Source organism: Bacillus sp. FSL R9-9497, assembly GCF_038005805.1.
Lineage (GTDB): Bacteria > Bacillota > Bacilli > Bacillales > Bacillaceae_G > Bacillus_A > Bacillus_A cereus.
The window spans coordinates 4017329-4040306 of sequence record NZ_JBBOTY010000001.1; the positions used below are offsets into that span (position 1 = coordinate 4017329).

A 22978-nucleotide genomic window follows, 5' to 3' on the forward strand; every position below is an offset into this window, starting at 1 on the left:
TCCCCCTATTTCTTTAGCTCGTTTAAGAAGCTTTTTCCGTATTCTGGCATTTTCACACCGAAGTTTTCTGCTACTGTTGCACCAATATCAGCAAATGTTTGACGAAGTGGTAACTCTTGTCCGCCTTCTTTCATGCTTGGGCTATATGCTAATAATGGTACATATTCACGTGTGTGGTCAGTACCAGGGTGAATTGGATCATTACCGTGGTCTGCTGTAATTAATAATAAATCATCTTCTTTTAGTTTTGCGAATACTTCTGGAAGACGTGCATCATATTCTTGCAGAGCTTCTCCGTATCCTTGTGGATCACGGCGGTGGCCGAATAATGCATCAAAGTCAACTAAGTTTAAGAAGCTAAGACCTGTAAAGTCCATATTTAATGTATCTACAAGCTTATCCATTCCATCCATGTTAGACTTCGTACGAAGTGATTCCGTTACCCCTTCGCCATCATAAATATCAGAGATTTTACCGATAGCAATTACATCGTAGTCACTATCTTTTAATTCATTCATTACTGTACGGCCGAATGGTTTTAGTGCATAGTCATGACGGTTTGGTGTACGTGTAAAGTTTCCAGGTTCACCAACGAATGGACGAGCAATAACACGACCTACCATGTATTTCTCATCTAATGTTAATTCACGTGCAATTTTACAGATTTTATATAACTCATCAAGTGGCACTACTTCTTCGTGTGCTGCAATTTGTAATACGCTATCAGCAGAAGTATAAACGATTAAAGAGCCTGTTTCCATTTGCTCTTGACCAAGTTCATCAAGAATCTCAGTTCCTGAAGCTGGCTTATTACCGATAATTTTACGGCCTGTTTTTTCTTCTAATTCATCAAGTAATTCTTTCGGGAATCCTTCCGGGAACACTTGGAATGGTGTATCAATGTAAAGGCCCATGATTTCCCAGTGACCTGTCATTGTATCTTTACCAGTAGATTTCTCTTGCATTTTTGTGTAATATCCAAGTGGTTTCTCTACTTTAGAGATACCTTTCATTTCTCGAATGTTACCAAGACCTAATTTCACCATGTTAGGCATTTGTAACCCATTCATATGTTCAGCAATGTGACCAATTGTGTCAGATCCTAAATCTCCAAATTGCTCAGCATCTGGTGCTTCACCGATTCCCACAGAGTCCATTACGACTAGGAATATACGTTTATATTTATTCATAACTGCGACCTCCTATAAGTTCAGTTCTACTTCTTGTAGTATGTTCAAAACGCTATAAAGTGAAACTGTTATCCAAAAGAATTCTCATTGTCAAACAGTACTTCTTTAAATCATTTTCTAACCTATTTCGTTTACTTGAAACGATTCAAAAACATTTCTAGTTTTTTCTAAGTCAGATGTCAGACATCTGATACTGATATCATAACATGTTTACGCTTTCTTTTTAATACATTTTCGTAGAATTTCTCATTTTCTTCACACTTCTATTGTAATCCATTCTGCAACGAAGTGCTAATTTTTTTATGATTTATTTCTTCATATTAAAAATAAAAAGTAGCTCTAAAGAGCTACTTTTTATTTTACTTCTATTGTTTCTTCTTTATGTTCATGCAATTCGCCTTTTCTTACATGTACTTTCACTTTGTAAGCACCGTTCTCTTTGAAAGTATGTTTTGTTTCATACTCTCCTTTATTCCCTTCTTTCGCTGGAATAAATTCGTGTTTTTCAACACCATCTTTCCAAATCTCTAGTTGTACTTCAGCACCAGTTAGGGCTTCTTCTTTTTGTTTTAAATGAACTTTCATTGTAGATTCAGCATTTGCCTTTATGTCTCCAGCCATAAGATGGATCATTGTGTCACTTTTATGATCTCCATGTCCTGCACTGTGATCACTATTTTCTTTTTTTGCATCTTCTACTTTCGCATTTCCTACAGCAACTTTTACTTCTGGCATAACGTGCATTTCACGTGCATTTGTGTGAGCGATAATATGGTATACTCCATCCGTTTCGAATGTTTTCTCTACTGCATAAACACCTTTTCCTTTATGCTTACCATCTAACATCTCGTGTTTTTCGTCGCCATCTTTCCAAATTTCAAACTTTACATCATCGGCATCCGTTACTTTTTCTTTCCCTTGTGTAACAAGTGCTTGTACTTCTGTTTTTTCACCTGGTTTAATTTCTTTCGGATTTGTTTGTACTGCTACTTTTACAGCTTCAAGTTTCTGTTCTTTTTTCGGTTCTTCTTTGTTTGTATTACAGCCAGCCAACGCTAGCATCGCGATAAATAAAGTTATAATCAGTTTTTTCATCATCATTTCCTCCTTTATACTTTATTTAGTATAGAGGAAATACATTGTAATATTCCAGTCTTCTGCTGAAAACAATATACGAAATGTTTGTGAAGTTTCTGTGAAACGCTCTTCCCCTCTTAATCTATGAAAAAAAGAGCATAGTAACTATGCTCTCGGATGAAACTGTTTATATACATCTTTTAATCTAGTTTTTGAAACGTGCGTATAGATTTGCGTCGTTGAAATATCTGCATGTCCAAGCATTTCTTGTACAGCACGTAAATCTGCTCCATTTTCTAATAAGTGCGTAGCAAACGAATGACGCAACGTATGAGGTGTAAGCTCTTTTTCAATATTTGCTTCTTTCGCTAATCGTTTTAATATTTTCCAAAATCCTTGTCTTGATAATCGATTACCATGATGGTTTAAAAAGAGTGCATCTACTACTTTTTTCCCCATTAATTCTCTTCTTCCTTTTTCAATATACTTTTGAATCGCTTCCGTTGCTAAACTTCCTAGTGGAATAATTCTTTCTTTATTCCCTTTCCCTATGCAACGAACAAATCCCATTGTTAAATGTACATCTTCTAAATTGAGTGCAATCAATTCTGAAACACGAAGTCCTGTCGCATACAGTAACTCTAGCATCGCCTTATCACGAATCCCAAAAGCACTTGTCATTTTTGGTGTTTGAAGTAACGCCTCTACTTCATCAACTGATAATACTTTTGGTAATTTCCGTTCCCCTTGTGGCGTTTCAATATGTACGGATGGGTCGTGTTCTACCGCTCGTTCACGAAGTAAAAATTGGTGGAACGAACGAATTGATGCGATATGACGCGCCAATGTTTTCGAAGATTTTCCGTTCTCTTTTAAATACTGCAAAAAGTTAACAATGTGTAAACGGGTCACTTCATGAAAAGTTTTCGTCTGTTCCACATTTTGCAAATACTTTACGTAGCTTTTTAAATCCCGTTCATAAGATACTACTGTATTCTTTGCTAATCCTTTTTCGACAACCATATAATGAATAAAATCTTTTAATTGATCTTCCACTCTACACTACTCCCCATTTTCATAGAAAAACATCATTCTATTTACGAAAGCATCCTTTGCCGGTTCTTCATTCCCTGATACTTTTTCTACAGTCTCTTCTTTAGGTTTTTCATAACGATGATAGCTTTCATATTCTTCATTTATCCATAGTATAGCGAAATAAAACAAAATCGTACAACTTGTAAATAATAAAAATACTTTTATTCCATCAAAAGTTAATTTTAAAGCTCGGCGCATTGTAAATTCCTCCAAAATATAAGTTATTACAACATATGCCAAGCTTTCACCAATTTATACCTTATTCAAATAAAAAACCTCTTCCTAGATAAATAGGAAAAGGTTATTTTTCATCCGTTTCATTTTCTTGACAATTTTTACAAATCCCATGGAATGTTAAACGATGATCTTTCACCTTAAAGCTCCAGTCTCGTTCTACTTTCCTTTCCACTTCACCAAGTAAATCTTCTTGTATTTCTTGTACAGCACCACATTGTGTACAAATCAAATGATGGTGGAAACGCTGCGCACCTTCTTGGCGTAAGTCATAGCGTGAAACACCGTCTCCGAAGTTAATCTTATCGACAACTTTTAACTCAGATAATAGTTCTAAAGTTCGATAGACGGTTGCTAATCCGATCTCTGGCGACTTTTCTTTTACAAGGAGGTAAACATCTTCTGCGCTTAAATGATCTTCTTCATTTTCTAGCAGCACACGAACTGTTGCTTCACGTTGCGGTGTTAATTTGTAGCTCGCTGCATGTAATTGCTTCTTAATTCGTTCAATTCTTTCTTCCATTCGGTACTACTCCCTCCTCGCCACTCTTACACCATTATATCAGAAGAAGGGCTTCTGTCAAAAGAAAAAACAATAAAAACAAATTGATAATTATTCTCAAAAAGTATTTATTTTTTATTAATAGCCTCAACGACTTCTTTCATTAAAACTGGTGATGCGTAAGCCTCCACACTAGAAGCAAGTGCTAACACTACTCCAATTACGAGAAAGAAGCATGTATAACGGATTAATAATGGTAATAGTGGCTCGGTTATTTTTCTAATAAATTGATGCCTAATCATCCGTAAAGAAAAACTTGCAGCAATAGTTGTCATAACGAGAAAGACTGGAATGATAATTAAATTTTGTGGCAAAACAGATACAAATGCTAATAATAGTCCATTCCATCCATGCTGACTTACTAAAAAACCAACTGTAAATCCAACGACAACTCCTTTTACAAATAATAAAATAAAAATAAGTGGTAATCCAATAATTGAAATCCCTAAAATCCAAATAAACCCGATGTATTTTAATTGCGAAAAGTAACTTTCTCGAAACATTTCGCCCGCAATAGCAAATTCTCCTTTAGAGACTTGTCCAAAAAAACGTTGTAAATAAAATGATAAATCTTGTTTTTGATTGATTTGTAAACTATTCACCAGAATGGCTCCGAATATTACTCCCATCAATAATAAAACAGCGTTAAATATATATAATGAAGAGTTTTCCTGTATGTGAGACATTACACGGTCTTGCCAATTTTTTCGCCACATTTTTCTTCCCTCCGTTCACACTCTTATTAAAAATGTATGAAAGAAAGAAAAAAGTATGACGAATTAACATTGAAATTCCGCTCTACTTTGCTAAACTAAAAAGTAGAGAATAGGAGGGATTTCTCTTGAAACCATTATTATTAGATTTTCCAACATTATTTCAAACTGAACGCTTGCAAGTTCGTAAACCATTTCCAGGTGATGGTGCAGAAGTATATGAAGCAATCCAAGCTTCTCTAGAAGACTTAGTACCGTGGATACCAATTAACGCTGAAACAGAAGAGAGTGCTGAAGAAATTGTTCGCGAAGCTCACGGACAGTTTTTACTTCGTGAAACACTTGATTTTCACTTATACGATAAAGTATCTGGTACATTCATCGGAGCAATTACACTAAAGCCTGAAAACTGGGATATTCCAAAGTTTTCACTTCACTTCTGGCTACATAGTGCCTATACAAAACAAGGCTATATGACCGAAGCTGTTAAAGGTGCAATTCAGTTCGCCTTTGATAAACTAGGCGCTAGAAGAATTGAAATTCGTACTGATGCAACAAATATAAATGCATGTAGCTTAGCAGAACGTCTAGAATTCATTCTAGAAGGTACAATGGAAAATGATTTCCTAGCACCAGATGGTAGCTTACGTGATGCACGTGTATATGCAAAAATCAATTAAAAAACACTCGCCTTTGGCGAGTGTTTATTTTTGTAGTTGTAAATATTGTACTGCAAACATCGTCTTCGCATCATGAATACGAAGATCTTTCATAAGAGTAATCGCTTCTTCTAACGATACTTCCATTAATTCCACAAACTCATCTTCATCTAACTCAGCTTTATTTTCTTTTTTTGTCAAACCTGTCGCTTTATATACATATAAAATTTCATCTGCGAATCCTGGAGATGTATAGAAAGAAGTAATGAGCTCCATATTTTCGCATACATATCCTGTTTCCTCTTCTAATTCACGAACTGCTGTTACCTCAGGTTTTTCACCAGGTTCTAACTTGCCAGCCGGAATTTCTATAATCGCCTTTTCAAGTGCTTTACGATACTGCTCAACAAGCACAATTTTCCCCTCATCAGTAATAGCAATAATAGCAACTGCACCAGGGTGATTTACAATTTCACGTTTACTCATTGCTCCATTTGGTAATACTACATCATCAACACGAACTTTTATAACTCTACCATCAAAAATCGGCTCAGTTTTTACTGTTCTCTCTGCAAGATTACTCACACTACTTCATCTCCCTGTTCTATTTCCTATTCTTTCCTCATACATTTTACCACATTGAAAGGAGCGTGATAGAAATGAAAGTTTATATTTTACCAAATCGCGTCACTTTAGTCGGAAAAGCATGGCAAATTCGCCATAAGCTAAAGCAATATAGCAAAGAGTATACAACTGTACAAGAGTGGATTACAGCAAATAAAGTGAAACATTAATCATGTTTTTACGGGCAGTTAATGCGCAGCGAAAAGTAAACGTTTGTCAACCTCTTTTCCCTCTCGTACAATAAAGGTAAGGAGGTTGACCTATGAAAAAACGTCAATTAGGAAACTCAGATTTGTTTGTTACAGAAATGGGCCTTGGCTGTATGTCTCTCGGTACATCTGAAACAGAAGCTATGCATATTATCGATGAAGCGATCGATTTAGGAATTAATTTTTTTGATACAGCAGATTTATATGATTACGGATTAAATGAAGAATTTGTTGGAAAAGCCTTGAAGGGAAGAAGAGACCAAATTGTACTTACAACGAAGGTTGGAAATCGTTGGACAGAAGAAAAAAATGGCTGGTCTTGGGATCCTTCTAAAGCTTACATAAAGACTGAAGTAAAGGAAAGTTTACGTAGACTTCAAACTGATTATATTGACCTTTACCAACTTCATGGCGGAACGATTGAAGATCCAATAGATGAAACAATTGAAGCTTTTGAAGAATTGAAAAAGGAAGGTATTATTCGCCATTACGGTATTTCTTCTATACGCCCAAATGTCGTTCGTGAGTATGCAAAACGCTCAAACATCGTTAGTGTACTAATGGAATATAGCCTTTTAAATCGTCGTCCAGAAGAATGGTTCCCCCTTCTGAATGAACACCAAATTAGCGTCATTGCCCGCGGGCCACTTGCAAAAGGAATTTTAACTGACAACAATGCAAGAAAAATAGAAAGAGTAAAGGAAAAGGATTATCTCTCTTATTCTTACGATGAATTACATACAACTCTAGCGAGTGTAAAAGAAACGATTGGAGAACGCTCTTTAACAGGAACAGCTATTCAATATTGCTTACATAATAAGACTGTTGCAGCTGTTATACCTGGTGCAAGCTCGCTTCAACAATTACAGGAAAATATACGAGCTAGCCAACAGTTACCTTTAACGAAAGAAGAATATATACAACTTCAAAAGATTGTTAAATATGACACATATGCTTTGCATCGTTAAAAATATCGAATTACCGATAAATAGAAGACTGTCTCCAGTATTAGGAGACAGTCTTTTTTATAACGTATCATATTTATCAGGATTCGTTCCTACATGTAAATCACGATTCAACGTGTTAATTTGACGTATCTCTTCTTCAGTTAGTGCAAAATCAAAAATAGTAAAGTTTTCTTTAATACGAGATGGTGTAACAGATTTAGGAATTGTAACAATCCCGCTTTGAATATCCCACCTTAATATAACTTGTGCAGGTGTTTTTTCATATTTGTTAGCAATAGCCTGAATGATTGGATGCTGGAATACTTCTCCGCCCCTCATTAACGGACTCCATGCTTCCATTTGAATTTGCTCATCTTGACAATAATTGCGCAACTCAAATTGCGTCAACATCGGATGAAGTTCCACTTGGTTTACCATCGGCTTCACTTTGCAATTTGGTAATAATAGTTCTAAATGATGTTTATGAAAATTAGAAACACCAATCGCGCGCACTTTACCTTCTTCATACAATTTTTCCAAAGCTCGGTACGTATCAACATACTTCCCTCTTACCGGCCAATGTATTAAATATAAATCTACATAGTCCATTTGTAATTTTTTCAAACTCTTTTCAAATGCCTCGAGTGTCTCCTCATATCCTTGATCGTCGTTCCATACTTTTGTTGTAATAAATAGATCTTCTCTTGGAATTCCTGATTCACGTATCGCCTCTCCGACACCGCTTTCATTTTCATATACAGTTGCTGTATCAATCGAACGGTATCCAACTTCTAACGCTGTTTTTACTGCTTGCTTTACTTCGTCTCCTTCTTTCGCTTTATATACGCCTAGACCAATCATCGGCATTTTCACGCCATTATGAAGTGTAGTTGTTGGAATATGCACAGTCGTCTCCCTTTCATTGTTACATTTTTTATAAGCCACAACTTTATTTCAACAAGATTCATCCCAAAAGTCAAAACATACGTACAGTTTACATAACACTTTTATATAGTTAAAAAATAACGTGAATTCATTCATTCACGTTATTTTTTCTCCATTCTTTCGCTTTTTCATCCACATTGCGCACAAACTCATTTTTTCCTTCCGTATATAACGCGCCATCATATGTATACTTTTCGGCTAATTCTTTCTTTAAGGTTGCATATGCCTCTGCTTCTTCACAATGAGCCATCATATAATCACGAAATGCTAAATGCCTTACTATCTCTGGATTTCCTTTTTCAAACACGTGTAAATGATACGAACGTTTTTCTTCAGTTCCATGAATAAAATATCGGCGTCTTGAAATACCATTTTCCCCTTTTACGATGTAACCAAGCTCTATAAATCGTTCATTCCACCCATCTACTCTTTCGATATTTTCTACTTCCATGATCATATCAATAATAGGTTTAGCTGCCAGTCCAGGAACTGACGTACTTCCAATATGATGAATTTTTACCGTTTCTGGCATCGCTGATTTTAATCTTTTAGCCTCCATTTGAAATTTTTCACTCCAATGGTTTTCATGTGGAACAACGACAATTTTTCTCATTCTAACTCCCCTTTTCTTACAAGCTCGTCAAAAAATGATCAGTGGTATTTCACTGATCATTTTTTATTATTTAAAGTCTTTCCAAGTAAGGTTACTTTCACTTAGCAGTTCTTCAAATGATTTATTCTTTTCACGTTCTTTTTGTTCTTGGCGCTTTCTTTCCAGTTCAGCTGCCTCTTTTTCCTCTTCCCTCACTTGCAACTCTATCTTCTTACTCTTTAATTGTTGCATGAGTGAATCATTTAATTGATCGCCTAATGTAAGTGTTTCTTTCTTTGGTTGATTCACTTGTGATTGTCTTTGTATTTGTCTTTGTTTCTTTTTCTTCATGCTACTCACCTTTTACTTTTTTCTCCATTATAGTAGATACACGATGAAATCGACAATAAAAAAGGGTCTTTACTCTATTATTCACTTTTTGTAAATATGTTAATTTTTCGAAAAGACTAAATTTTTATGTAGCTATAATCCTATGAATCTATTAAAATTATGTCGTATGATGTCAGATTATAAAAAAAGGAGAATTATATTATGTGGAAAAAAATTATTCCTGCCGTTGCTGTTTTAAGCACCATTACTTTTTCAAGCGTATTTGCCGCTCCCCCATCTCAGAATCCAGCTGAACAAAACCGCTACATAGACGTACAAATGCTTGGTATTAATGATTTCCATGGACAACTAGATACTGTTAAAAAAATCAATAATAAAGAAGCTGGTGGCGCTGATTACTTAGCTACTTATTTAAAAGAACATAAAAAACAAAACCCTAATACACTTCTCGTACATGCTGGTGATATCGTCGGAGCTAGTCCACCAGTTTCAGCATTATTACAAGATGAACCGACAATTGAATTTTTAAATGACTTAAAATTTGATGTTGGTACAATCGGAAACCATGAATTTGATGAAGGTATTGATGAAATGCAACGCCTCATTTACGGTGGATATCATGAAAAAACAGGAAATTTCAAAGGAGCTAACTTCCCCTATGTAGCTGCTAACTTCTACAACAAATCAACTGGCCGCTTATTTTTACCACCGTTTACTGTAAAAATGGTAGATGGTGTTCCTGTAGGATTCATTGGGGTTGTTACAACTGATACACCAAATGTCGTTATGCCTACGATGCTTAAAAATGTACAAATTACTGATGAAGTAGAAGCAATTAATAAATCAACACAACAATTAAAACGTCTCGGCGTTAAATCTATCGTCGTTCTTGCTCATGTCGGTGGAACAACCGATGAGTCTGGAGTAACAAATGGCGATCTTACTCGAATTGCAAATGAAACAGACCCAGAAGTTGATGTTATTTTCGGTGGACATAGTCATACGTATGTAAATGGTACAGTAAATAATAAACTAATTGTCCAAGCAAATTCATACGGAACGGCTTTCTCAGACGTGGATGTAACAATTGATCGTAAAACAAAGGATATTGTAAAGAAAAAAGCTGAAGTTGTTACAACGTATCATGAAGGTGTAGAACCTGATAAACAAGTAAAGAAAAAACTAGATCAATATAAAGAAAAAATCGCACCACTTGTAAATGAAGTGGTCGGAAAATCTACAGCACCTATCGACCGTAAACAAAATGATGCTGGTGAGTCCACTCTTGGAAATTTAGTTGCCGATGCTCAGCGTCAAACGATGCAAACTCAAATTGCCCTCATGAATCCTGGTGGCATTCGTAATGACTTAGATGCTGGTGATATTACGTGGGGTGAGTTATACGGCATTCAACCTTTTGGAAATCAATTGATTAAAGTAGATTTAACAGGTCAAGACATTCGCGATATTTTAAATCAGCAATGGCAAAAAGGAACAACAAGAATGCTTCAAATTTCAGGTATTCAATATACGTGGGATGCAAATAAACCAAACGGTGAAAAAATTACAAATATACGTTTAACAAACGGAGAAGAATTATCTCCATCTACAACGTATAGCGTAGTTGCAAATGCCTTCTTAGCTTCTGGCGGTGACGGATTTGTATCATTTAAAAATGGTACAAATGCAGAAACTGGTCCAAACGACTTTGAAGCGTTAGTCGATTACGTAAAACAATTAAAAGAACCAATTCAGCCAGTTATTGATGGAAGAATTCAAAAAGTAAATTAAGTGTTTCTCTAATAATAAATTTCATTTTTCACACCATAAAGGATTTGTACTGATCCTCTATTTTATACGTAATATACATCATAAAAAGGATACTCGTTCTTCCAATGAACATAGTATCCTTTTCTTTAGTTATCAAAATGTGATGTTTTGTCAACTTCATATTGCTGTAAAAATTGTTGCAACGCTTCTTCTACAAGTTTAGATTTTTGAATTCCTTTCGATTCTGATATAAGGTCCAATCTTGCTAATATTTCTGTATTAATAGAAAAAGTTCGTCTCTTTTTCTCTGTACTTTTACTCACAATTGGTGCAATTACTTCTTCTCTTTTTCTTAATAACTCATAAATACTTTGTAATTGCTCATAAATTAATAATTGATAATCTGTTTTCTCATATTGAAGGGCGGTCGCTTCTTGGAGTTGTAAGTGACGTGGTTCTTCTCCATCTCCTACAAAAATACGTTTCTTCTGCTCTCCATCATATTCGTATCCAATCAATCTTAATTTCTTCGATAATGTATACGGGCTTATTTCAAGACGTTTTGCTATAATAGCGATGGATTCACGTCTATTTAAACCATCTATAATTTCTCCAATCGTCACAATTTCCCTCCTCCCGTGTTGAAATGACACTAGTATGGTATGTTACAATGATTTTCTAACAGTATATGCAAAATGAATAGCCTGTGCGATTCATACGATTTCACAAAAGGAGGTTTTCAATATGCTTTTTCGTAGCTACACCCCTCAGTTCTATAATGAAAACAAACAACTCATTCCTAATAGTATCGCTACGATAGAAAGCGTTATGATTAATAATCGAAAACAAACTCTCCTTATGCGTGGACAAAACGTAGAGCAACCTATTTTATTATGCTGTCACGGCGGACCTGGGATGGCACAAATCGGATTTATTCGCCATTTTCAAAAAGAATTAGAGAAGCAATTTATTGTTATTAATTGGGATCAGCGCGGGGCTGGTAAATCCTTTTCACTGAAAGATTTCGGAGCAAATTTCACAATCGAACAATTCGTTTCCGATGCAAAAGAAGTGATTCAATATGTACTTAAAAGGTTCAACAAACAAAAACTATTTCTCGCTGGTCATTCTTGGGGAAGTATTATTGGGCTTAACATAGCACATCAATATCCAAAGTATATCGAGGCTTACATCGGTATTGGGCAAATTGTACATATGAAACAAAATGAAGAATTGCTATATCAACATTTAATTCATTCTGCAAAAAAACATGATCATAAAAAGGCATTAGCTTCCCTTTTAAAATTAGGCAAACCACCATTTTTAGATACGAGACGTCTCATTATTCAAAGAAAGTGGCTTGGCACATTTGGAGGCGCAATCCAAAACGGATCTTCCTTTTCTTTCATACGAAAAGGTTTCTTTTCTCCTGAGTATACGCTATTAGATTGGTTCAAGTTTCTCGCAGGAAATTTAAAATCTGGCGTTTTATGGGAAGAAATGCTGACAATCGATTTCTTTTCTTCTATCTCAAGTTTATCTATTCCAGTTTATTTTTGTTCTGGTCGCTATGATTATCAAACTCCTTATGCACTCGTTCAGGAATATTGCGATATTATTGAAGCGCCTATAAAAAAGATGATTTGGTTCCCAAATTCAGCACATTCTCCTGATTTAGAAGAACCAGAATTATTCGCTAATTCTTTGCAATCAATTAAACAAGAGCTAGCTTTTCAGCATTAGTAACAAAAGGCTCTTTTACATTTCATAGAAAACATTTTATAATAATATGTCGCAAGTATGTATAAACATAGCAAAATGTTTCATATTTACTTGTCTTAACAGAATAAAAATTTAGGGAGATTACATTTATTATGAACGCTGTACTCGTCGCAGTAGCAATTATGCTATTGCTTAGTTTGTTACGTGTCCAGGTCATTGTCGCCATCATTGTTGGAGCTTTAACAGGCGGAATTATCGGCGGACTCGGTATTTCAGAAACGATTAACACTTTTACAACTGGTCTTGGAAACAGTGCTCCAATCGCTTTAAGTTATGCAATGCTTGGTGGTTTCGCTATTTCCCTTTCCAAAACAGGACTTCCAGATGCTATGATTCAAACTGCATTAAAATGGATTGGCAATGAACAAGACACGAAAAAACAAGTTTATTCTAAAATACTTATTTTATTCATTATCTTAACGATGGCTTGTTTCTCGCAAAATGTGATTCCTGTTCACATTGCTTTCATCCCCATCTTAATTCCAGCACTTTTAAAAGTATTAAATGAGCTGAAAGTGGATCGCAGACTTGTCACATGTATTATTACATTTGGATTGATTACTCCTTATATGTGGATCCCTGCAGGGTTCGGAAAAATTTATCATGACGTATTGCAAACCAACGCTGCGCAAAGCGGCCTTACATTTGATGTCACACTTATTCCAAAAGCAATGACTATTCCAGCAATCGGTATGATTATTGGATTATGTGTAGCAGTATTCATTACGTACCGAAAACCTCGTACGTATGAAACAGAACAAATTCATACTACCGAAAATGAAATCGTTCCCTATACAAAACGTAGTATTACTTTCGGGTTATTATCTATCATTGCTACATTAACTGTTCAATTAACAACAGAATCAATGATTTTCGGTGCTTTAGCAGGTATTATCGTCTTATCAGTTAGTGGCAGTCTACCACTTAAAGAAGCAGATGCGATATTAACAAGCGGAATGCGTATGATGTCCTTTATTGGCTTTGTTATGATTGCTGCCGCCGGATTCGGCGCTGTTCTTCGAAAAACAGGACATGTTGAATCTCTAGTGCAAACGAGTGCACATATAATTGGAAATAACAAACCACTCGCTGCATTTCTTATGCTCGTTATTGGACTTCTCGTTACGATGGGAATTGGTTCATCCTTTTCAACCATCCCTATCTTAACAACCATTTTTGTACCTCTTTGCATTCAGCTTGGATTTAGTCCAATGGCCACAATTGCTATTATCGGTACAGCCGGAGCGCTAGGTGACGCAGGATCTCCAGCATCGGATAGTACCCTTGGACCAACATCCGGTTTAAATGCTGATGGTCAGCACCATCATATATGGGATACATGTGTACCCACTTTTCTACATTACAATATACCGTTACTTATATTTGGCTTTATTGCCGCAATTACATTATAAAAAGGTGCGTATAAAACGCACCTTTTACTTTTTCATTTTTCCTTTTAATTGTTGAAAAGCTACTTTTCCGTTATCTTTGACACAGCTTTCAATTGTCGGTGGTGATGAACCTATCCATTCACACTCTATGCTCCCATTCGGTCCAACAATTTTTAATTTATCTGGTATATGTATATTTAGAAATCTCGCTGACCGAATTAACTCAATAGCAATCTGATCACTTGAGGCTACAATTCCATCTATATATGGATTGTTTTGCAATAATGTAATAAATTGTTTATTTGTATACCCTTGTACACATTCTTCTCGATAAGAGATTCCTTCATCCCAAACAGCGTCTAAAAACCCTGCTATATGATCTTCCATTTCTTCACTTTCTTCTCCCTCACCGAAATATGCAAGAAAGTGACACCCTTTCTCTTTTAATAAAGAAACAGCTCTCTGTCCACTTTCATAATAATTTCCATGTAATTGTTGCTCATCAATCACAACAAACGGAAATGGAATTTCTCCTACACTTTTAAAAACTGCTCTTGTCAAAATAACACCTGCAATGTTATTTTGCTTCAGCATATGTATGTATCTATCTTTATTCTCTATATTACAAATAATGATTTGATAACCTTCTTTATATGCTATTTCCTCAATACAATGTAGCAAAGTGATGTTTGATTGGTTACATAAATTATCTACAAGTAATGCAATTATCGTTGAATTCTCTTTAAATAGTGGCTTCGCTGCACTGTTTGGCCTATAACGTAATTCTTCAATTGCTTCCTTTACTTGTTTTACTGTGTCCTCATGAACGTATCCTTTTTCATTAATAACTCGTGAAACGGTTGCGACTGAAACACCTGCCAATTTTGCAACATCACGTATAGTTGCCACATCGTCACCCCTTAATATGGTAATAGATTACAATTTTACGGTATCCTAAATTACACTATCCGTCAAGATTAATAACTCACATTTCTGAAAATTGTTACATCACTTCACTAAACGATACTCCAACTGAATTTCATGTAAAATTGGGATATTATCATATCCAATACGTGGAATTTCTTTCTTTATTTTTCGTGCCTCCTCTACCGCATTCACATATAAATTAGTCATTACAAAATTACGTTTTTGGTAAAATCGTAACGCATTCATATTATCATTAGTTGTAATAAGCCAAACCTGTCTGCACCGTTCTTCTTCTGCAACTTGTAATACACAATCCACAAGTTTCGTCCCTATTCCTTTTCTTTCTTCAAAGCTATCTAGCGATACAATTTCGCACATATTTCCGGTCACTTCATACGTTATAATTCCGATTATTCTGTCATCTGAGAGCGCAACAAATCCTGGCAACTCTTCTAACTGATGTCCCTTACCACGTGAAACCATCAATGAACTTCCCCAATTCTCACACATGAACATTCGGATTGTTTCTTTCATCGCTGGCGTAATTTTTTGTATATGCAGCATTTCCTATTTCTCCCCTTTTATATCATTGTGATACAATATAAGTGTATCACATGTAACGGTATTTGGAGGATCAGGTAAAGTATGAAACGTTTTTTTGCAGCATTGTTTACTATACTAGGTGCAATAACTGCGCTTGGGATTTTCTTTACAAATAAAGTGATGTACTTAAAGAAAAAAACAGAGGAAGAAGTACTCGAAAGAGAAACGAAAAAACATTTTCGTATAGAGGATTTTGATGCTCTTCATAAAGAAGAAATTCATATCCCTTCACAATTCGGATACGACCTTCACGGATATTACATTCCTGCTGGTCATTCCACCAATAAGTTTATGGTTTTTTGCCACGGTGTAACTGTAAATAAAATAAACTCTGTAAAATATGCAAACTTATTCTTAAAAAGGGGATATAACGTCCTCATTTACGATCATCGTCGTCATGGTAAAACTGGCGGAAAAACAACAAGCTATGGATACTATGAAAAACATGATTTAAAATCCGTAGTTGACTGGCTAAAAAACCGTTTTGGCACCAATATTACACTTGGTATTCATGGTGAATCTATGGGAGCTGCAACACTTCTTCAATACGCAGGACTTGTAGAAGATGGTGCTGATTTCTATATTGCAGATTGTCCTTTCTCTGATTTTCACGGACAATTACAGCACCGTTTAAAGGTTGAATTCCATTTACCAAAATGGCCTTTATTACCTTTAGCAAACGCATTTTTGAAAGTTCGTGACGGTTATACAATTCGTGAAGTTTCACCAATCGATTGTATAAAAAACATTAACAATCCCGTTCTCTTTATTCATAGTAAAGATGACGACTATATTTTAGCTGATATGACAAAAGCGTTATATGAAGCGAAAGAAAATAATAAGCAACTTTATATTGCAGAACACGGTGCACACGCTTGCTCTTATAACGAAAATAAAGAAGAGTACGAAGCAGCCGTCGATCAATTTTTAAACACATATGTGAAAGAAACAAAAAACAGGCTTGCATAAGCCTGTTTTTTATTGCGCTAAAACGTCTGTAACTTGTTCCATATTTTCAGAAATCCATTGCATTGCATCATCTAACGTTGGGAATTCTGTCGTTTGAAATGTTACTTCATCTTGCAGTAACCAAACATCCTTTGCCTCTTGCCCTACACCTGCAATGGACCAATGCAACAAACTATATGGATGATTATCATTCAAAAATGATGCCCACGTGCGCTCATTTGCAATGTTTCGTAATGTATGTAATTGTTTATCCATCTCTCGTCACCTTACTCTAGTCAGTTATGAAAACTATTATAACACTCTCTTCTTTCTCAAACAAAGTGCTCTTTTTCCCCGCTATTTGCGGGCAGTAAAACTCCCACCTCAAAATTCGGCTGAAACAAAGAAGTTAGGTGGGAGATTAACTGCCCCTAAAAGCCCGATTGGTTCAACTAATAATTAGTGGGGGATGCCTCCCCCACTAATTAAAGTTTCACTTTATATTGCCAAGCACTTCCCTTGATTATATGATGAAATTAAGCGTTTGGGAAGGAGGGATAACGTTGGCAAAAGTACAAATTAAAGTAAATGATAATGGCTCTTTTCGCGTTACAGGGGACGTGGAATTAGTCGACTCACAAGGGAATGTATTCCCAGCAAAACCGGCATTTTCTTTATGCCGTTGTGGTTTATCAAAAAATATGCCTTATTGCGACGCTTCGCATAAAGGTAAATTCGAGTCTGTTGTTAGAGCACCAGAGGCAGAATAATTTTACATGTGACATGCACATTTTTTTGTGCATGTTTTTTCTTTTTAGCAACTCCGTTATATCCCTTCTCTTTACAACATTTCTAATACTTTTATTTCCATTCCAGCCTGCATATATTTTCACACAATTCTTCACATTCGAATATTTTTTACTAGCCTTTTATTTTTTTTGTGCTATAATTTGAGCAAACAGCATCCTTCGGGGTCGGGTGAAATTCCCAACCGGCGGTGATGAAGTGAAAACTTCTAAGTCCGTGACCCGTTTTCAACTCGAAAACGGTGGATCTAGTGAAACTCTAGGGCCGACAGTATAGTCTGGATGGGAGAAGGATATGTTTCTAGTTTTTTATATAGTGAATACACTTTTATTTCAGTATGCATATTTTTAAAGATTCATTTTGATTCTTTATATATGTTTAATTTTCTATACTTATTTTTTATACTGAAATAAAAAGAGACAACTAGCGTTTAAAAATTCGATATTTTGCTAGGTTTTTTCCTTATGCAGAAATATCAATTATCGTTAGGTTTCTTTCCTATGCTTTCGTATTCAAACTATATTTCTAGAAATCACGTCTCCCAAACCCCAAGGATATTAAATCCTTGGGGTTTTTTGATTTTTTTTGGAGAGGTGAAGAAAATGACAGATCAAGAATATATGAGGATTGCCCTGCAGTTAGCAGAAGGAACATCAGGACAAACAAGTCCAAATCCTATGGTTGGTGCTGTTGTTGTAAAAGATGGAAACATCGTTGGTATGGGGGCTCATTTACGAGCTGGTGAAGAACACGCAGAAGTTCATGCCCTTCAAATGGCTGGTCAGAACGCCAAAGACGCTACCGTTTATGTAACACTGGAACCGTGTAGCCACTTTGGAAAAACACCACCTTGTTGTGAATTGCTCATCGAAAAAGGAGTTAAGCGTGTTGTAATTGCTACTCTCGATTGTAATCCGCTCGTTTCTGGTACCGGAAAAAGAAGATTAGAGGAAGCTAAAATTGAAGTAACTACCGGTGTTCTTGAAGCAGAAGCAGTTTTATTAAATCGCTACTTTTTTCACTACATGAAAACGAAACGCCCTTTTGTAACAATCAAAACAGCGATGAGCTTAGATGGAAAGACAGCAACTGTAACTGGTGAAAGTAAGTGGATTACAGGTGAACAAGCACGTGCTGATGTTCACCAATATCGCCATACACATGATGCAATTCTTGTTGGAGTAAATACAGTTATAGCTGATAATCCTCATTTAACAACAAGAATTCCAAATGGTGGGAAACATCCTATTCGCGTTATTTTAGATACCCATTTACGAACGCCACCATCTTCTCATGTCATAACAGATGGTTTAGCACCAACATGGATTATTGTCGGTAGGGATGTAAAGAAAGAGAAGATATCTTCTTATGAATCTAAAAATATAGCTATATTCCAAATGGAAACGAAGTATATAGAAATCGAGGACCTTCTTTCCTTTCTTGGAGAGAAACAAATTCTTTCTCTATTCGTTGAAGGTGGCCAATCGATTCATGCAAGTTTCTTAAAAACAAACAATTTTAATGAAATTGTAACCTATATAAGCCCGAAATTAATTGGTGGGAAAGATGCTCCTACTTTATTTGGAGGAAATGGTTTTTCAAAATTACAAGATGCGCTTTCCTTGAAAATTCAAGAGATGAAACAAATTGGTGATGATATAAAAATCGTTGCGAATGCCCGAAACGAGGTGACGGAATGTTTACAGGAATTGTAGAAGAATTAGGAACGATAGCAAACATGCAACAAAGTGGAGAAGCGATGAAATTAACGATTCATGCAAACAAAATTTTATCAGATGTTCACTTAGGTGATAGTATCGCGGTTAACGGTATTTGCTTAACTGTAACAAGCTTTACAACTACTTCATTTACAGTTGATGCAATGCCTGAAACGATGCAGTCGACATCACTTCGCATGCTTAAACCGCACTCTAAAGTAAATTTAGAGCGAGCAATGGCTGCAAATGGACGATTCGGTGGACATTTCGTTTCAGGACATATTGATGGCATCGGAACGATTTTAAATAAAAAACAACATTACAATGCCGTCTATTACAAAATAGCAATTTCTGATGAACTGCTGCGCTATTGTTTGCAGAAAGGGTCCATTGCTGTTGATGGAACGAGTTTAACGATATTTGATATAGACGAATCTTCCATAACGATTTCACTCATCCCGCACACAGTAAGCGAGTCTGTCATTGGAGAAAAAAATGCCGGAGATATCGTAAACATTGAGTGTGACATGATTGGTAAATATATCGAACGCTTTATTACTAAACCTACAAAACGAGTAGGTTCAATGACTGAAAGCTTTTTACAAGAAAACGGATTTCTATAAGGGGGAAGCACAATGTTTCATCGTATTGAAGAAGCTCTAGAAGATTTAAAACAAGGTAAAGTCGTTATCGTATGTGATGATGAAAACCGAGAAAATGAAGGCGATTTTATTGCTTTAGCAGAGTACATTACACCAGAAACAATTAATTTTATGATTACACATGGCCGTGGTCTCGTTTGTGTACCGATTACAGCAGGGTACGCAGAACGTCTACAATTAGAACCAATGGTATCTCATAATACAGATTCACATCATACTGCGTTTACAGTGAGCATTGACCATGTTTCTACAACAACAGGGATTAGCGCTCACGAACGTGCAACTACGATACAAGAATTGTTAAACCCCGCATCAAAAGGCGCTGATTTCAATCGACCTGGACATATCTTTCCATTAATTGCGAAAGAAGGCGGTGTCCTGCGTCGTGCAGGTCATACAGAAGCTGCTGTTGATTTAGCAAAGCTATGCGGTGCCGAACCAGCTGGAGTTATTTGCGAAATTATAAATGAGGACGGCACGATGGCACGTGTACCTGATTTAATAGAATGTGCAAAACAATTTGATATAAAAATGATTACAATAGAAGATTTAATTGCTTATCGCCGCCATCATGAAACACTTGTGACGAGAGAAGTGGAAATTACATTACCTACAGATTTCGGTACTTTCCACGCAATTGGCTATTCTAACTCATTAGATACGAAAGAACATATCGCACTTGTAAAAGGTGATATTTCAACAGGTGAACCGGTACTTGTACGTGTCCATTCTGAATGCTTAACAGGAGATGTATTCGGTTCACATCGCTGCGATTGCGGACCACAACTCCATGCAGCACTTGCTCAAATTGAGCGTGAAGGAAAAGGTGTTCTTCTTTATATGAGACAAGAAGGAAGAGGCATTGGGCTTCTTAATAAGCTTCGCGCTTATAAATTACAAGAAGAAGGATTCGATACTGTAGAAGCAAATGAAAAACTCGGCTTCCCTGCTGATCTTCGTGATTACGGTATCGGTGCTCAAATATTAAAAGATTTAGGTTTACAAAGCTTACGATTATTAACGAATAACCCAAGAAAAATTGCTGGCTTACAAGGTTACGATTTAGAAGTAGTCGAGCGTGTACCGTTGCAAATGCCGGCAAAAGAAGAAAATAAATCGTATTTACAAACGAAAGTAAATAAATTAGGACACTTACTAAACTTATAATTAAAGGAGAGATTTATTATGGTATTCGAAGGTCATTTAGTTGGTACAGGATTAAAAGTTGGAGTTGTTGTTGGACGTTTTAACGAATTTATTACAAGTAAGTTACTTGGCGGAGCTTTAGACGGATTAAAGCGTCACGGTGTAGAAGAAAGTGATATTGATGTTGCTTGGGTTCCTGGTGCATTTGAAATTCCTTTAATCGCTAAAAAGATGGCTAGTAGCGGAAAGTATGATGCTGTTATTACATTAGGTACTGTAATCCGAGGTGCTACAACACACTACGATTACGTTTGTAATGAGGTAGCAAAAGGTGTTGCGTCTTTATCACTACAAATGGACATCCCAGTTATTTTCGGCGTATTAACGACAGAAACAATTGAACAAGCGATTGAACGCGCAGGTACGAAAGCTGGTAATAAAGGATATGAATCAGCTGTTGCTGCAATTGAAATGGCTCACTTATCAAAACAATGGGCATAAAAAAAAGAGGCTGCGGCCTCTTTTTATTTTTTCACCTTTTTTTGTACATCTTTTATTAATTCATTCATCGTTTTTCCTTCTGTTTTTATATGAAGAGCTTGTGCTGTTCTCCATACATTCTCTCTTTTTTTCGCTTCTTCTATAATAGTAATTTCTTTTCTAACTTCCTTTAAATCTTTTCCTTCCGTTTTCAATCCAAAATGTTCAGCTTTCGTTCGAAAGTGTTGTTCGATTCTTTGTTGCATCTCTTTTTGTTCAGGATTTTCAGCAGCCTTAACTGGATCAGAACTTATTGCTTTTATTAAAATTAAACAAGTCATAATCGCTAATATGTATTTGTACATGTAAAATCCTCCAACCCAATATAAATTACATATTTACTATGTACAACTAGGGCTTGGAAAATTCGTCCACAAAAATTCTTTTTTTCGCTCAAAAACCAATAATATCAAGCGTTCACAACTATTTATTACATTTTATTTACAAAAAAAGCAAACCCTTTTACAAGTTTGCTTTTTCATCTATCTTATAATGCACATTCTTCAATCTCAAATCCTAAATCTGCAATCATACCCCAGTCCGCAGTCGGCTCTTGTCCAGCTGTCGTTAAGTAGTCCCCGACAAAAATAGAATTTGCTGCAAATAAACCGATTGGCTGTACAGAACGTAAATTGATTTCACGTCCTCCTGAAATACGAATTTCTTTTGTTGGGTTTACAAAACGCATCATTGCAAGTACTTTTAAACATTCTACTGGCGTTAACTCTTTTTGCCCTTCAAGAGGTGTCCCCTTTACAGCAACAAGGAAATTACAAGGGATAGAATCTGCATCTATACGTTGTAATTCAAATGCAATTTCAGCACGCTCTTCAATTGTTTCTCCCATGCCAAAAATTGCTCCAGAGCATGGTGAAATACCAGCTTGTTTTGCTTTTTGAACTGTATCAACACGATCATCATACGTATGAGTTGAACAAATACTATCGTAATTATTTGCATGTGTATTTAAGTTGTGATTATAACGGTGCACGCCTGCTTCCGCTAAACGTCCTGCTTGATCTTCATTTAAGAAACCTAAACAACAACAAATCTTCAAGTCTGTCGTTTCACGAATTTCCTTAACTGCTCCAATTACGTGATTTACCTCTTTATCCGTTGGACGACGACCAGACGCTACAATACAATATGTACCTGCTTTACGGCGTATTGCTTCATGTGCCCCTTCTACAATCTTCTCCTGCGTTAACCATGCATATTTATCAATTGGTGCTTCTGAAATAATAGACTGTGAGCAATATCCACAATCTTCAGGACATAATCCAGATTTCGTATTAATAATCATATTCAATTTTACTTTCTTACCAAAGTGATGATGGCGAATAATGTAAGCTGCATTCATAATTTCTAAAACTTCTGTATCATCAGCTTCTAATATCGCTATTGCATCTTCTTTCGTAATCATCTTTTCTTCCACTACGTCGTATGCAAGTTTTTTCCAATCCCTTTTTGTTTGTACTTGTTTCAT

The 22978-nt window shown here is 35.9% G+C and carries 28 protein-coding genes and 1 riboswitch; of the genes, 12 read left to right on the forward strand and 16 right to left on the reverse strand.

The window, feature by feature from the left end; all coding sequences use genetic code 11:
• Nucleotides 1–5: 5 nt before the first annotated feature.
• From deoB to spoIIM, 6 genes are all read right to left on the reverse strand, one after another.
• Nucleotides 6–1190, reverse strand: coding sequence for a phosphopentomutase (gene deoB, locus MKY21_RS20595; RefSeq protein ID WP_098782964.1), 1185 nt, complete (start codon nt 1188–1190; stop codon nt 6–8).
• A 354-nt stretch (nt 1191–1544) separates the two neighbouring features.
• Nucleotides 1545–2285 (reverse strand): FixH family protein, encoded by a 741-nt coding sequence (locus tag MKY21_RS20600; RefSeq protein WP_000733456.1) that lies wholly within the window; start codon nt 2283–2285, stop codon nt 1545–1547.
• Between the two features lie 147 nt (nt 2286–2432).
• Entirely contained in the window at nt 2433–3323 is an 891-nt protein-coding gene (gene xerD, locus MKY21_RS20605; protein WP_000390088.1) for a site-specific tyrosine recombinase XerD, read from the reverse strand.
• Between the two features lie 6 nt (nt 3324–3329).
• Nucleotides 3330–3560: a YqzK family protein gene (locus MKY21_RS20610; RefSeq protein WP_001250432.1), complete on the reverse strand. Its 231-nt coding sequence runs from the start codon at nt 3558–3560 to the stop codon at nt 3330–3332.
• Nucleotides 3561–3663: 103 nt separating this feature from the next.
• Entirely contained in the window at nt 3664–4119 is a 456-nt protein-coding gene (gene fur / locus MKY21_RS20615; RefSeq protein ID WP_000392657.1) for a ferric iron uptake transcriptional regulator, read from the reverse strand.
• Nucleotides 4120–4226: 107 nt separating this feature from the next.
• Nucleotides 4227–4844 carry a stage II sporulation protein M gene (spoIIM, locus tag MKY21_RS20620; protein WP_013142149.1) on the reverse strand — a complete coding sequence of 206 codons (618 nt, stop codon included), beginning with the start codon at nt 4842–4844 and terminating at the stop codon, nt 4227–4229.
• Nucleotides 4845–4999: 155 nt separating this feature from the next.
• On the opposite strand from spoIIM, the gene MKY21_RS20625 reads away from it, so the two are divergent.
• Nucleotides 5000–5551 carry a GNAT family N-acetyltransferase gene (locus MKY21_RS20625; RefSeq protein ID WP_000803479.1) on the forward strand — a complete coding sequence of 184 codons (552 nt, stop codon included), beginning with the start codon at nt 5000–5002 and terminating at the stop codon, nt 5549–5551.
• Between the two features lie 24 nt (nt 5552–5575).
• On the opposite strand, the gene MKY21_RS20630 is transcribed toward MKY21_RS20625, so the two are convergent.
• Nucleotides 5576–6115 (reverse strand): NUDIX hydrolase, encoded by a 540-nt coding sequence (locus MKY21_RS20630; protein ID WP_000067041.1) that lies wholly within the window; start codon nt 6113–6115, stop codon nt 5576–5578.
• A 74-nt stretch (nt 6116–6189) separates the two neighbouring features.
• Between MKY21_RS20630 and mciZ the strand changes: the two genes are divergently transcribed.
• Nucleotides 6190–6324, forward strand: coding sequence for a Z-ring formation inhibitor MciZ (gene mciZ / locus MKY21_RS20635; protein WP_000870302.1), 135 nt, complete (start codon nt 6190–6192; stop codon nt 6322–6324).
• A gap of 92 nt (nt 6325–6416) precedes the next feature.
• A complete protein-coding gene (locus tag MKY21_RS20640; RefSeq protein ID WP_000747213.1) occupies nt 6417–7331 on the forward strand; it encodes an aldo/keto reductase in 915 nt (304 codons plus the stop codon).
• Nucleotides 7332–7388: 57 nt separating this feature from the next.
• Here the strand turns inward: MKY21_RS20640 and MKY21_RS20645 are convergent, their stop codons facing one another.
• The 3 genes from MKY21_RS20645 to MKY21_RS20655 form a co-directional block, all read right to left on the reverse strand.
• Nucleotides 7389–8216 carry an aldo/keto reductase gene (locus MKY21_RS20645; protein WP_000547994.1) on the reverse strand — a complete coding sequence of 276 codons (828 nt, stop codon included), beginning with the start codon at nt 8214–8216 and terminating at the stop codon, nt 7389–7391.
• Nucleotides 8217–8343: 127 nt separating this feature from the next.
• Nucleotides 8344–8868 carry a GrpB family protein gene (locus MKY21_RS20650; protein WP_001227186.1) on the reverse strand — a complete coding sequence of 175 codons (525 nt, stop codon included), beginning with the start codon at nt 8866–8868 and terminating at the stop codon, nt 8344–8346.
• 66 nt (nt 8869–8934) lie between these two features.
• Nucleotides 8935–9198 carry a YqkE family protein gene (locus tag MKY21_RS20655; RefSeq protein WP_000727547.1) on the reverse strand — a complete coding sequence of 88 codons (264 nt, stop codon included), beginning with the start codon at nt 9196–9198 and terminating at the stop codon, nt 8935–8937.
• Between the two features lie 201 nt (nt 9199–9399).
• Between MKY21_RS20655 and MKY21_RS20660 the strand changes: the two genes are divergently transcribed.
• Entirely contained in the window at nt 9400–10989 is a 1590-nt protein-coding gene (locus MKY21_RS20660; RefSeq protein ID WP_033692998.1) for a bifunctional metallophosphatase/5'-nucleotidase, read from the forward strand.
• 125 nt (nt 10990–11114) lie between these two features.
• Here the strand turns inward: MKY21_RS20660 and MKY21_RS20665 are convergent, their stop codons facing one another.
• Complete coding sequence (locus tag MKY21_RS20665) at nt 11115–11591, reverse strand: ribbon-helix-helix domain-containing protein (protein WP_000151931.1); 477 nt, start codon at nt 11589–11591, stop codon at nt 11115–11117.
• Nucleotides 11592–11712: 121 nt separating this feature from the next.
• Here MKY21_RS20665 and MKY21_RS20670 point away from each other — a divergent pair, with 121 nt between their 5' ends.
• Nucleotides 11713–12711 (forward strand): alpha/beta fold hydrolase, encoded by a 999-nt coding sequence (locus MKY21_RS20670; RefSeq protein WP_000898966.1) that lies wholly within the window; start codon nt 11713–11715, stop codon nt 12709–12711.
• Nucleotides 12712–12842: 131 nt separating this feature from the next.
• Nucleotides 12843–14162, forward strand: coding sequence for a Na+/H+ antiporter family protein (locus MKY21_RS20675; RefSeq protein ID WP_000994810.1), 1320 nt, complete (start codon nt 12843–12845; stop codon nt 14160–14162).
• A 24-nt stretch (nt 14163–14186) separates the two neighbouring features.
• Here the strand turns inward: MKY21_RS20675 and MKY21_RS20680 are convergent, their stop codons facing one another.
• Both MKY21_RS20680 and MKY21_RS20685 read right to left on the reverse strand, forming a co-directional pair.
• Nucleotides 14187–15050, reverse strand: a complete 864-nt coding sequence (locus MKY21_RS20680; RefSeq protein WP_016118588.1) for a LacI family DNA-binding transcriptional regulator — start codon at nt 15048–15050, stop codon at nt 14187–14189.
• Between the two features lie 99 nt (nt 15051–15149).
• Complete coding sequence (locus MKY21_RS20685) at nt 15150–15632, reverse strand: GNAT family N-acetyltransferase (RefSeq protein ID WP_000902437.1); 483 nt, start codon at nt 15630–15632, stop codon at nt 15150–15152.
• Between the two features lie 81 nt (nt 15633–15713).
• Here MKY21_RS20685 and MKY21_RS20690 point away from each other — a divergent pair, with 81 nt between their 5' ends.
• Nucleotides 15714–16640: an alpha/beta hydrolase gene (locus MKY21_RS20690; RefSeq protein ID WP_000819234.1), complete on the forward strand. Its 927-nt coding sequence runs from the start codon at nt 15714–15716 to the stop codon at nt 16638–16640.
• A 9-nt stretch (nt 16641–16649) separates the two neighbouring features.
• Here MKY21_RS20690 and MKY21_RS20695 read toward each other — a convergent pair whose 3' ends face one another.
• Entirely contained in the window at nt 16650–16895 is a 246-nt protein-coding gene (locus MKY21_RS20695; protein WP_000360793.1) for a DUF2552 family protein, read from the reverse strand.
• A gap of 287 nt (nt 16896–17182) precedes the next feature.
• On the opposite strand from MKY21_RS20695, the gene MKY21_RS20700 reads away from it, so the two are divergent.
• The 5 genes from MKY21_RS20700 (at nt 17183) to ribH (ending at nt 21453) form a co-directional block, all read left to right on the forward strand.
• Nucleotides 17183–17389, forward strand: coding sequence for a CDGSH iron-sulfur domain-containing protein (locus MKY21_RS20700; RefSeq protein WP_001151582.1), 207 nt, complete (start codon nt 17183–17185; stop codon nt 17387–17389).
• A 190-nt stretch (nt 17390–17579) separates the two neighbouring features.
• Nucleotides 17580–17723, forward strand: a riboswitch (FMN riboswitch).
• Nucleotides 17724–18028: 305 nt separating this feature from the next.
• Complete coding sequence (gene ribD / locus MKY21_RS20705; RefSeq protein ID WP_086424066.1) at nt 18029–19141, forward strand: bifunctional diaminohydroxyphosphoribosylaminopyrimidine deaminase/5-amino-6-(5-phosphoribosylamino)uracil reductase RibD; 1113 nt, start codon at nt 18029–18031, stop codon at nt 19139–19141.
• Nucleotides 19123–19767: a riboflavin synthase subunit alpha gene (ribE, locus tag MKY21_RS20710; RefSeq protein ID WP_000493915.1), complete on the forward strand. Its 645-nt coding sequence runs from the start codon at nt 19123–19125 to the stop codon at nt 19765–19767. The genes ribD and ribE overlap by 19 nt, the downstream gene beginning before the upstream one ends.
• Before the next feature lie 12 nt (nt 19768–19779).
• Nucleotides 19780–20973 carry a bifunctional 3,4-dihydroxy-2-butanone 4-phosphate synthase/GTP cyclohydrolase II gene (gene ribBA / locus MKY21_RS20715; protein WP_000468983.1) on the forward strand — a complete coding sequence of 398 codons (1194 nt, stop codon included), beginning with the start codon at nt 19780–19782 and terminating at the stop codon, nt 20971–20973.
• Between the two features lie 18 nt (nt 20974–20991).
• Nucleotides 20992–21453, forward strand: coding sequence for a 6,7-dimethyl-8-ribityllumazine synthase (gene ribH, locus MKY21_RS20720; RefSeq protein ID WP_000230899.1), 462 nt, complete (start codon nt 20992–20994; stop codon nt 21451–21453).
• Nucleotides 21454–21476: 23 nt separating this feature from the next.
• On the opposite strand, the gene MKY21_RS20725 is transcribed toward ribH, so the two are convergent.
• A complete protein-coding gene (locus MKY21_RS20725; RefSeq protein WP_000280032.1) occupies nt 21477–21797 on the reverse strand; it encodes a hypothetical protein in 321 nt (106 codons plus the stop codon).
• 182 nt (nt 21798–21979) lie between these two features.
• The gene (bioB, locus tag MKY21_RS20730; RefSeq protein ID WP_000815856.1) at nt 21980–22978 is read right to left on the reverse strand and encodes a biotin synthase; all 999 of its coding nucleotides are present in this window, start codon (nt 22976–22978) and stop codon (nt 21980–21982) included.

What these genes read in the sequence shown, in the direction of transcription:
- deoB (WP_098782964.1), bottom strand. Translation starts at nt 1,190, where the DNA reads ATGAATAAATATAAACGTATATTCCTAGTCGTAATGGACTCTGTGGGA.
- MKY21_RS20600 (WP_000733456.1), bottom strand. Translation starts at nt 2,285, where the DNA reads ATGAAAAAACTGATTATAACTTTATTTATCGCGATGCTAGCGTTGGCT.
- MKY21_RS20610 (WP_001250432.1), bottom strand. Translation starts at nt 3,560, where the DNA reads ATGCGCCGAGCTTTAAAATTAACTTTTGATGGAATAAAAGTATTTTTA.
- fur (WP_000392657.1), bottom strand. Translation starts at nt 4,119, where the DNA reads ATGGAAGAAAGAATTGAACGAATTAAGAAGCAATTACATGCAGCGAGC.
- spoIIM (WP_013142149.1), bottom strand. Translation starts at nt 4,844, where the DNA reads ATGTCTCACATACAGGAAAACTCTTCATTATATATATTTAACGCTGTT.
- mciZ (WP_000870302.1), top strand. Translation starts at nt 6,190, where the DNA reads ATGAAAGTTTATATTTTACCAAATCGCGTCACTTTAGTCGGAAAAGCA.
- MKY21_RS20640 (WP_000747213.1), top strand. Translation starts at nt 6,417, where the DNA reads ATGAAAAAACGTCAATTAGGAAACTCAGATTTGTTTGTTACAGAAATG.
- MKY21_RS20650 (WP_001227186.1), bottom strand. Translation starts at nt 8,868, where the DNA reads ATGAGAAAAATTGTCGTTGTTCCACATGAAAACCATTGGAGTGAAAAA.
- MKY21_RS20655 (WP_000727547.1), bottom strand. Translation starts at nt 9,198, where the DNA reads ATGAAGAAAAAGAAACAAAGACAAATACAAAGACAATCACAAGTGAAT.
- MKY21_RS20660 (WP_033692998.1), top strand. Translation starts at nt 9,400, where the DNA reads ATGTGGAAAAAAATTATTCCTGCCGTTGCTGTTTTAAGCACCATTACT.
- MKY21_RS20670 (WP_000898966.1), top strand. Translation starts at nt 11,713, where the DNA reads ATGCTTTTTCGTAGCTACACCCCTCAGTTCTATAATGAAAACAAACAA.
- MKY21_RS20675 (WP_000994810.1), top strand. Translation starts at nt 12,843, where the DNA reads ATGAACGCTGTACTCGTCGCAGTAGCAATTATGCTATTGCTTAGTTTG.
- MKY21_RS20685 (WP_000902437.1), bottom strand. Translation starts at nt 15,632, where the DNA reads ATGCTGCATATACAAAAAATTACGCCAGCGATGAAAGAAACAATCCGA.
- MKY21_RS20690 (WP_000819234.1), top strand. Translation starts at nt 15,714, where the DNA reads ATGAAACGTTTTTTTGCAGCATTGTTTACTATACTAGGTGCAATAACT.
- MKY21_RS20695 (WP_000360793.1), bottom strand. Translation starts at nt 16,895, where the DNA reads ATGGATAAACAATTACATACATTACGAAACATTGCAAATGAGCGCACG.
- ribD (WP_086424066.1), top strand. Translation starts at nt 18,029, where the DNA reads ATGACAGATCAAGAATATATGAGGATTGCCCTGCAGTTAGCAGAAGGA.
- ribE (WP_000493915.1), top strand. Translation starts at nt 19,123, where the DNA reads ATGTTTACAGGAATTGTAGAAGAATTAGGAACGATAGCAAACATGCAA.
- ribBA (WP_000468983.1), top strand. Translation starts at nt 19,780, where the DNA reads ATGTTTCATCGTATTGAAGAAGCTCTAGAAGATTTAAAACAAGGTAAA.
- ribH (WP_000230899.1), top strand. Translation starts at nt 20,992, where the DNA reads ATGGTATTCGAAGGTCATTTAGTTGGTACAGGATTAAAAGTTGGAGTT.
- MKY21_RS20725 (WP_000280032.1), bottom strand. Translation starts at nt 21,797, where the DNA reads ATGTACAAATACATATTAGCGATTATGACTTGTTTAATTTTAATAAAA.
- bioB (WP_000815856.1), bottom strand. Translation starts at nt 22,978, where the DNA reads ATGAAACAAGTACAAACAAAAAGGGATTGGAAAAAACTTGCATACGAC.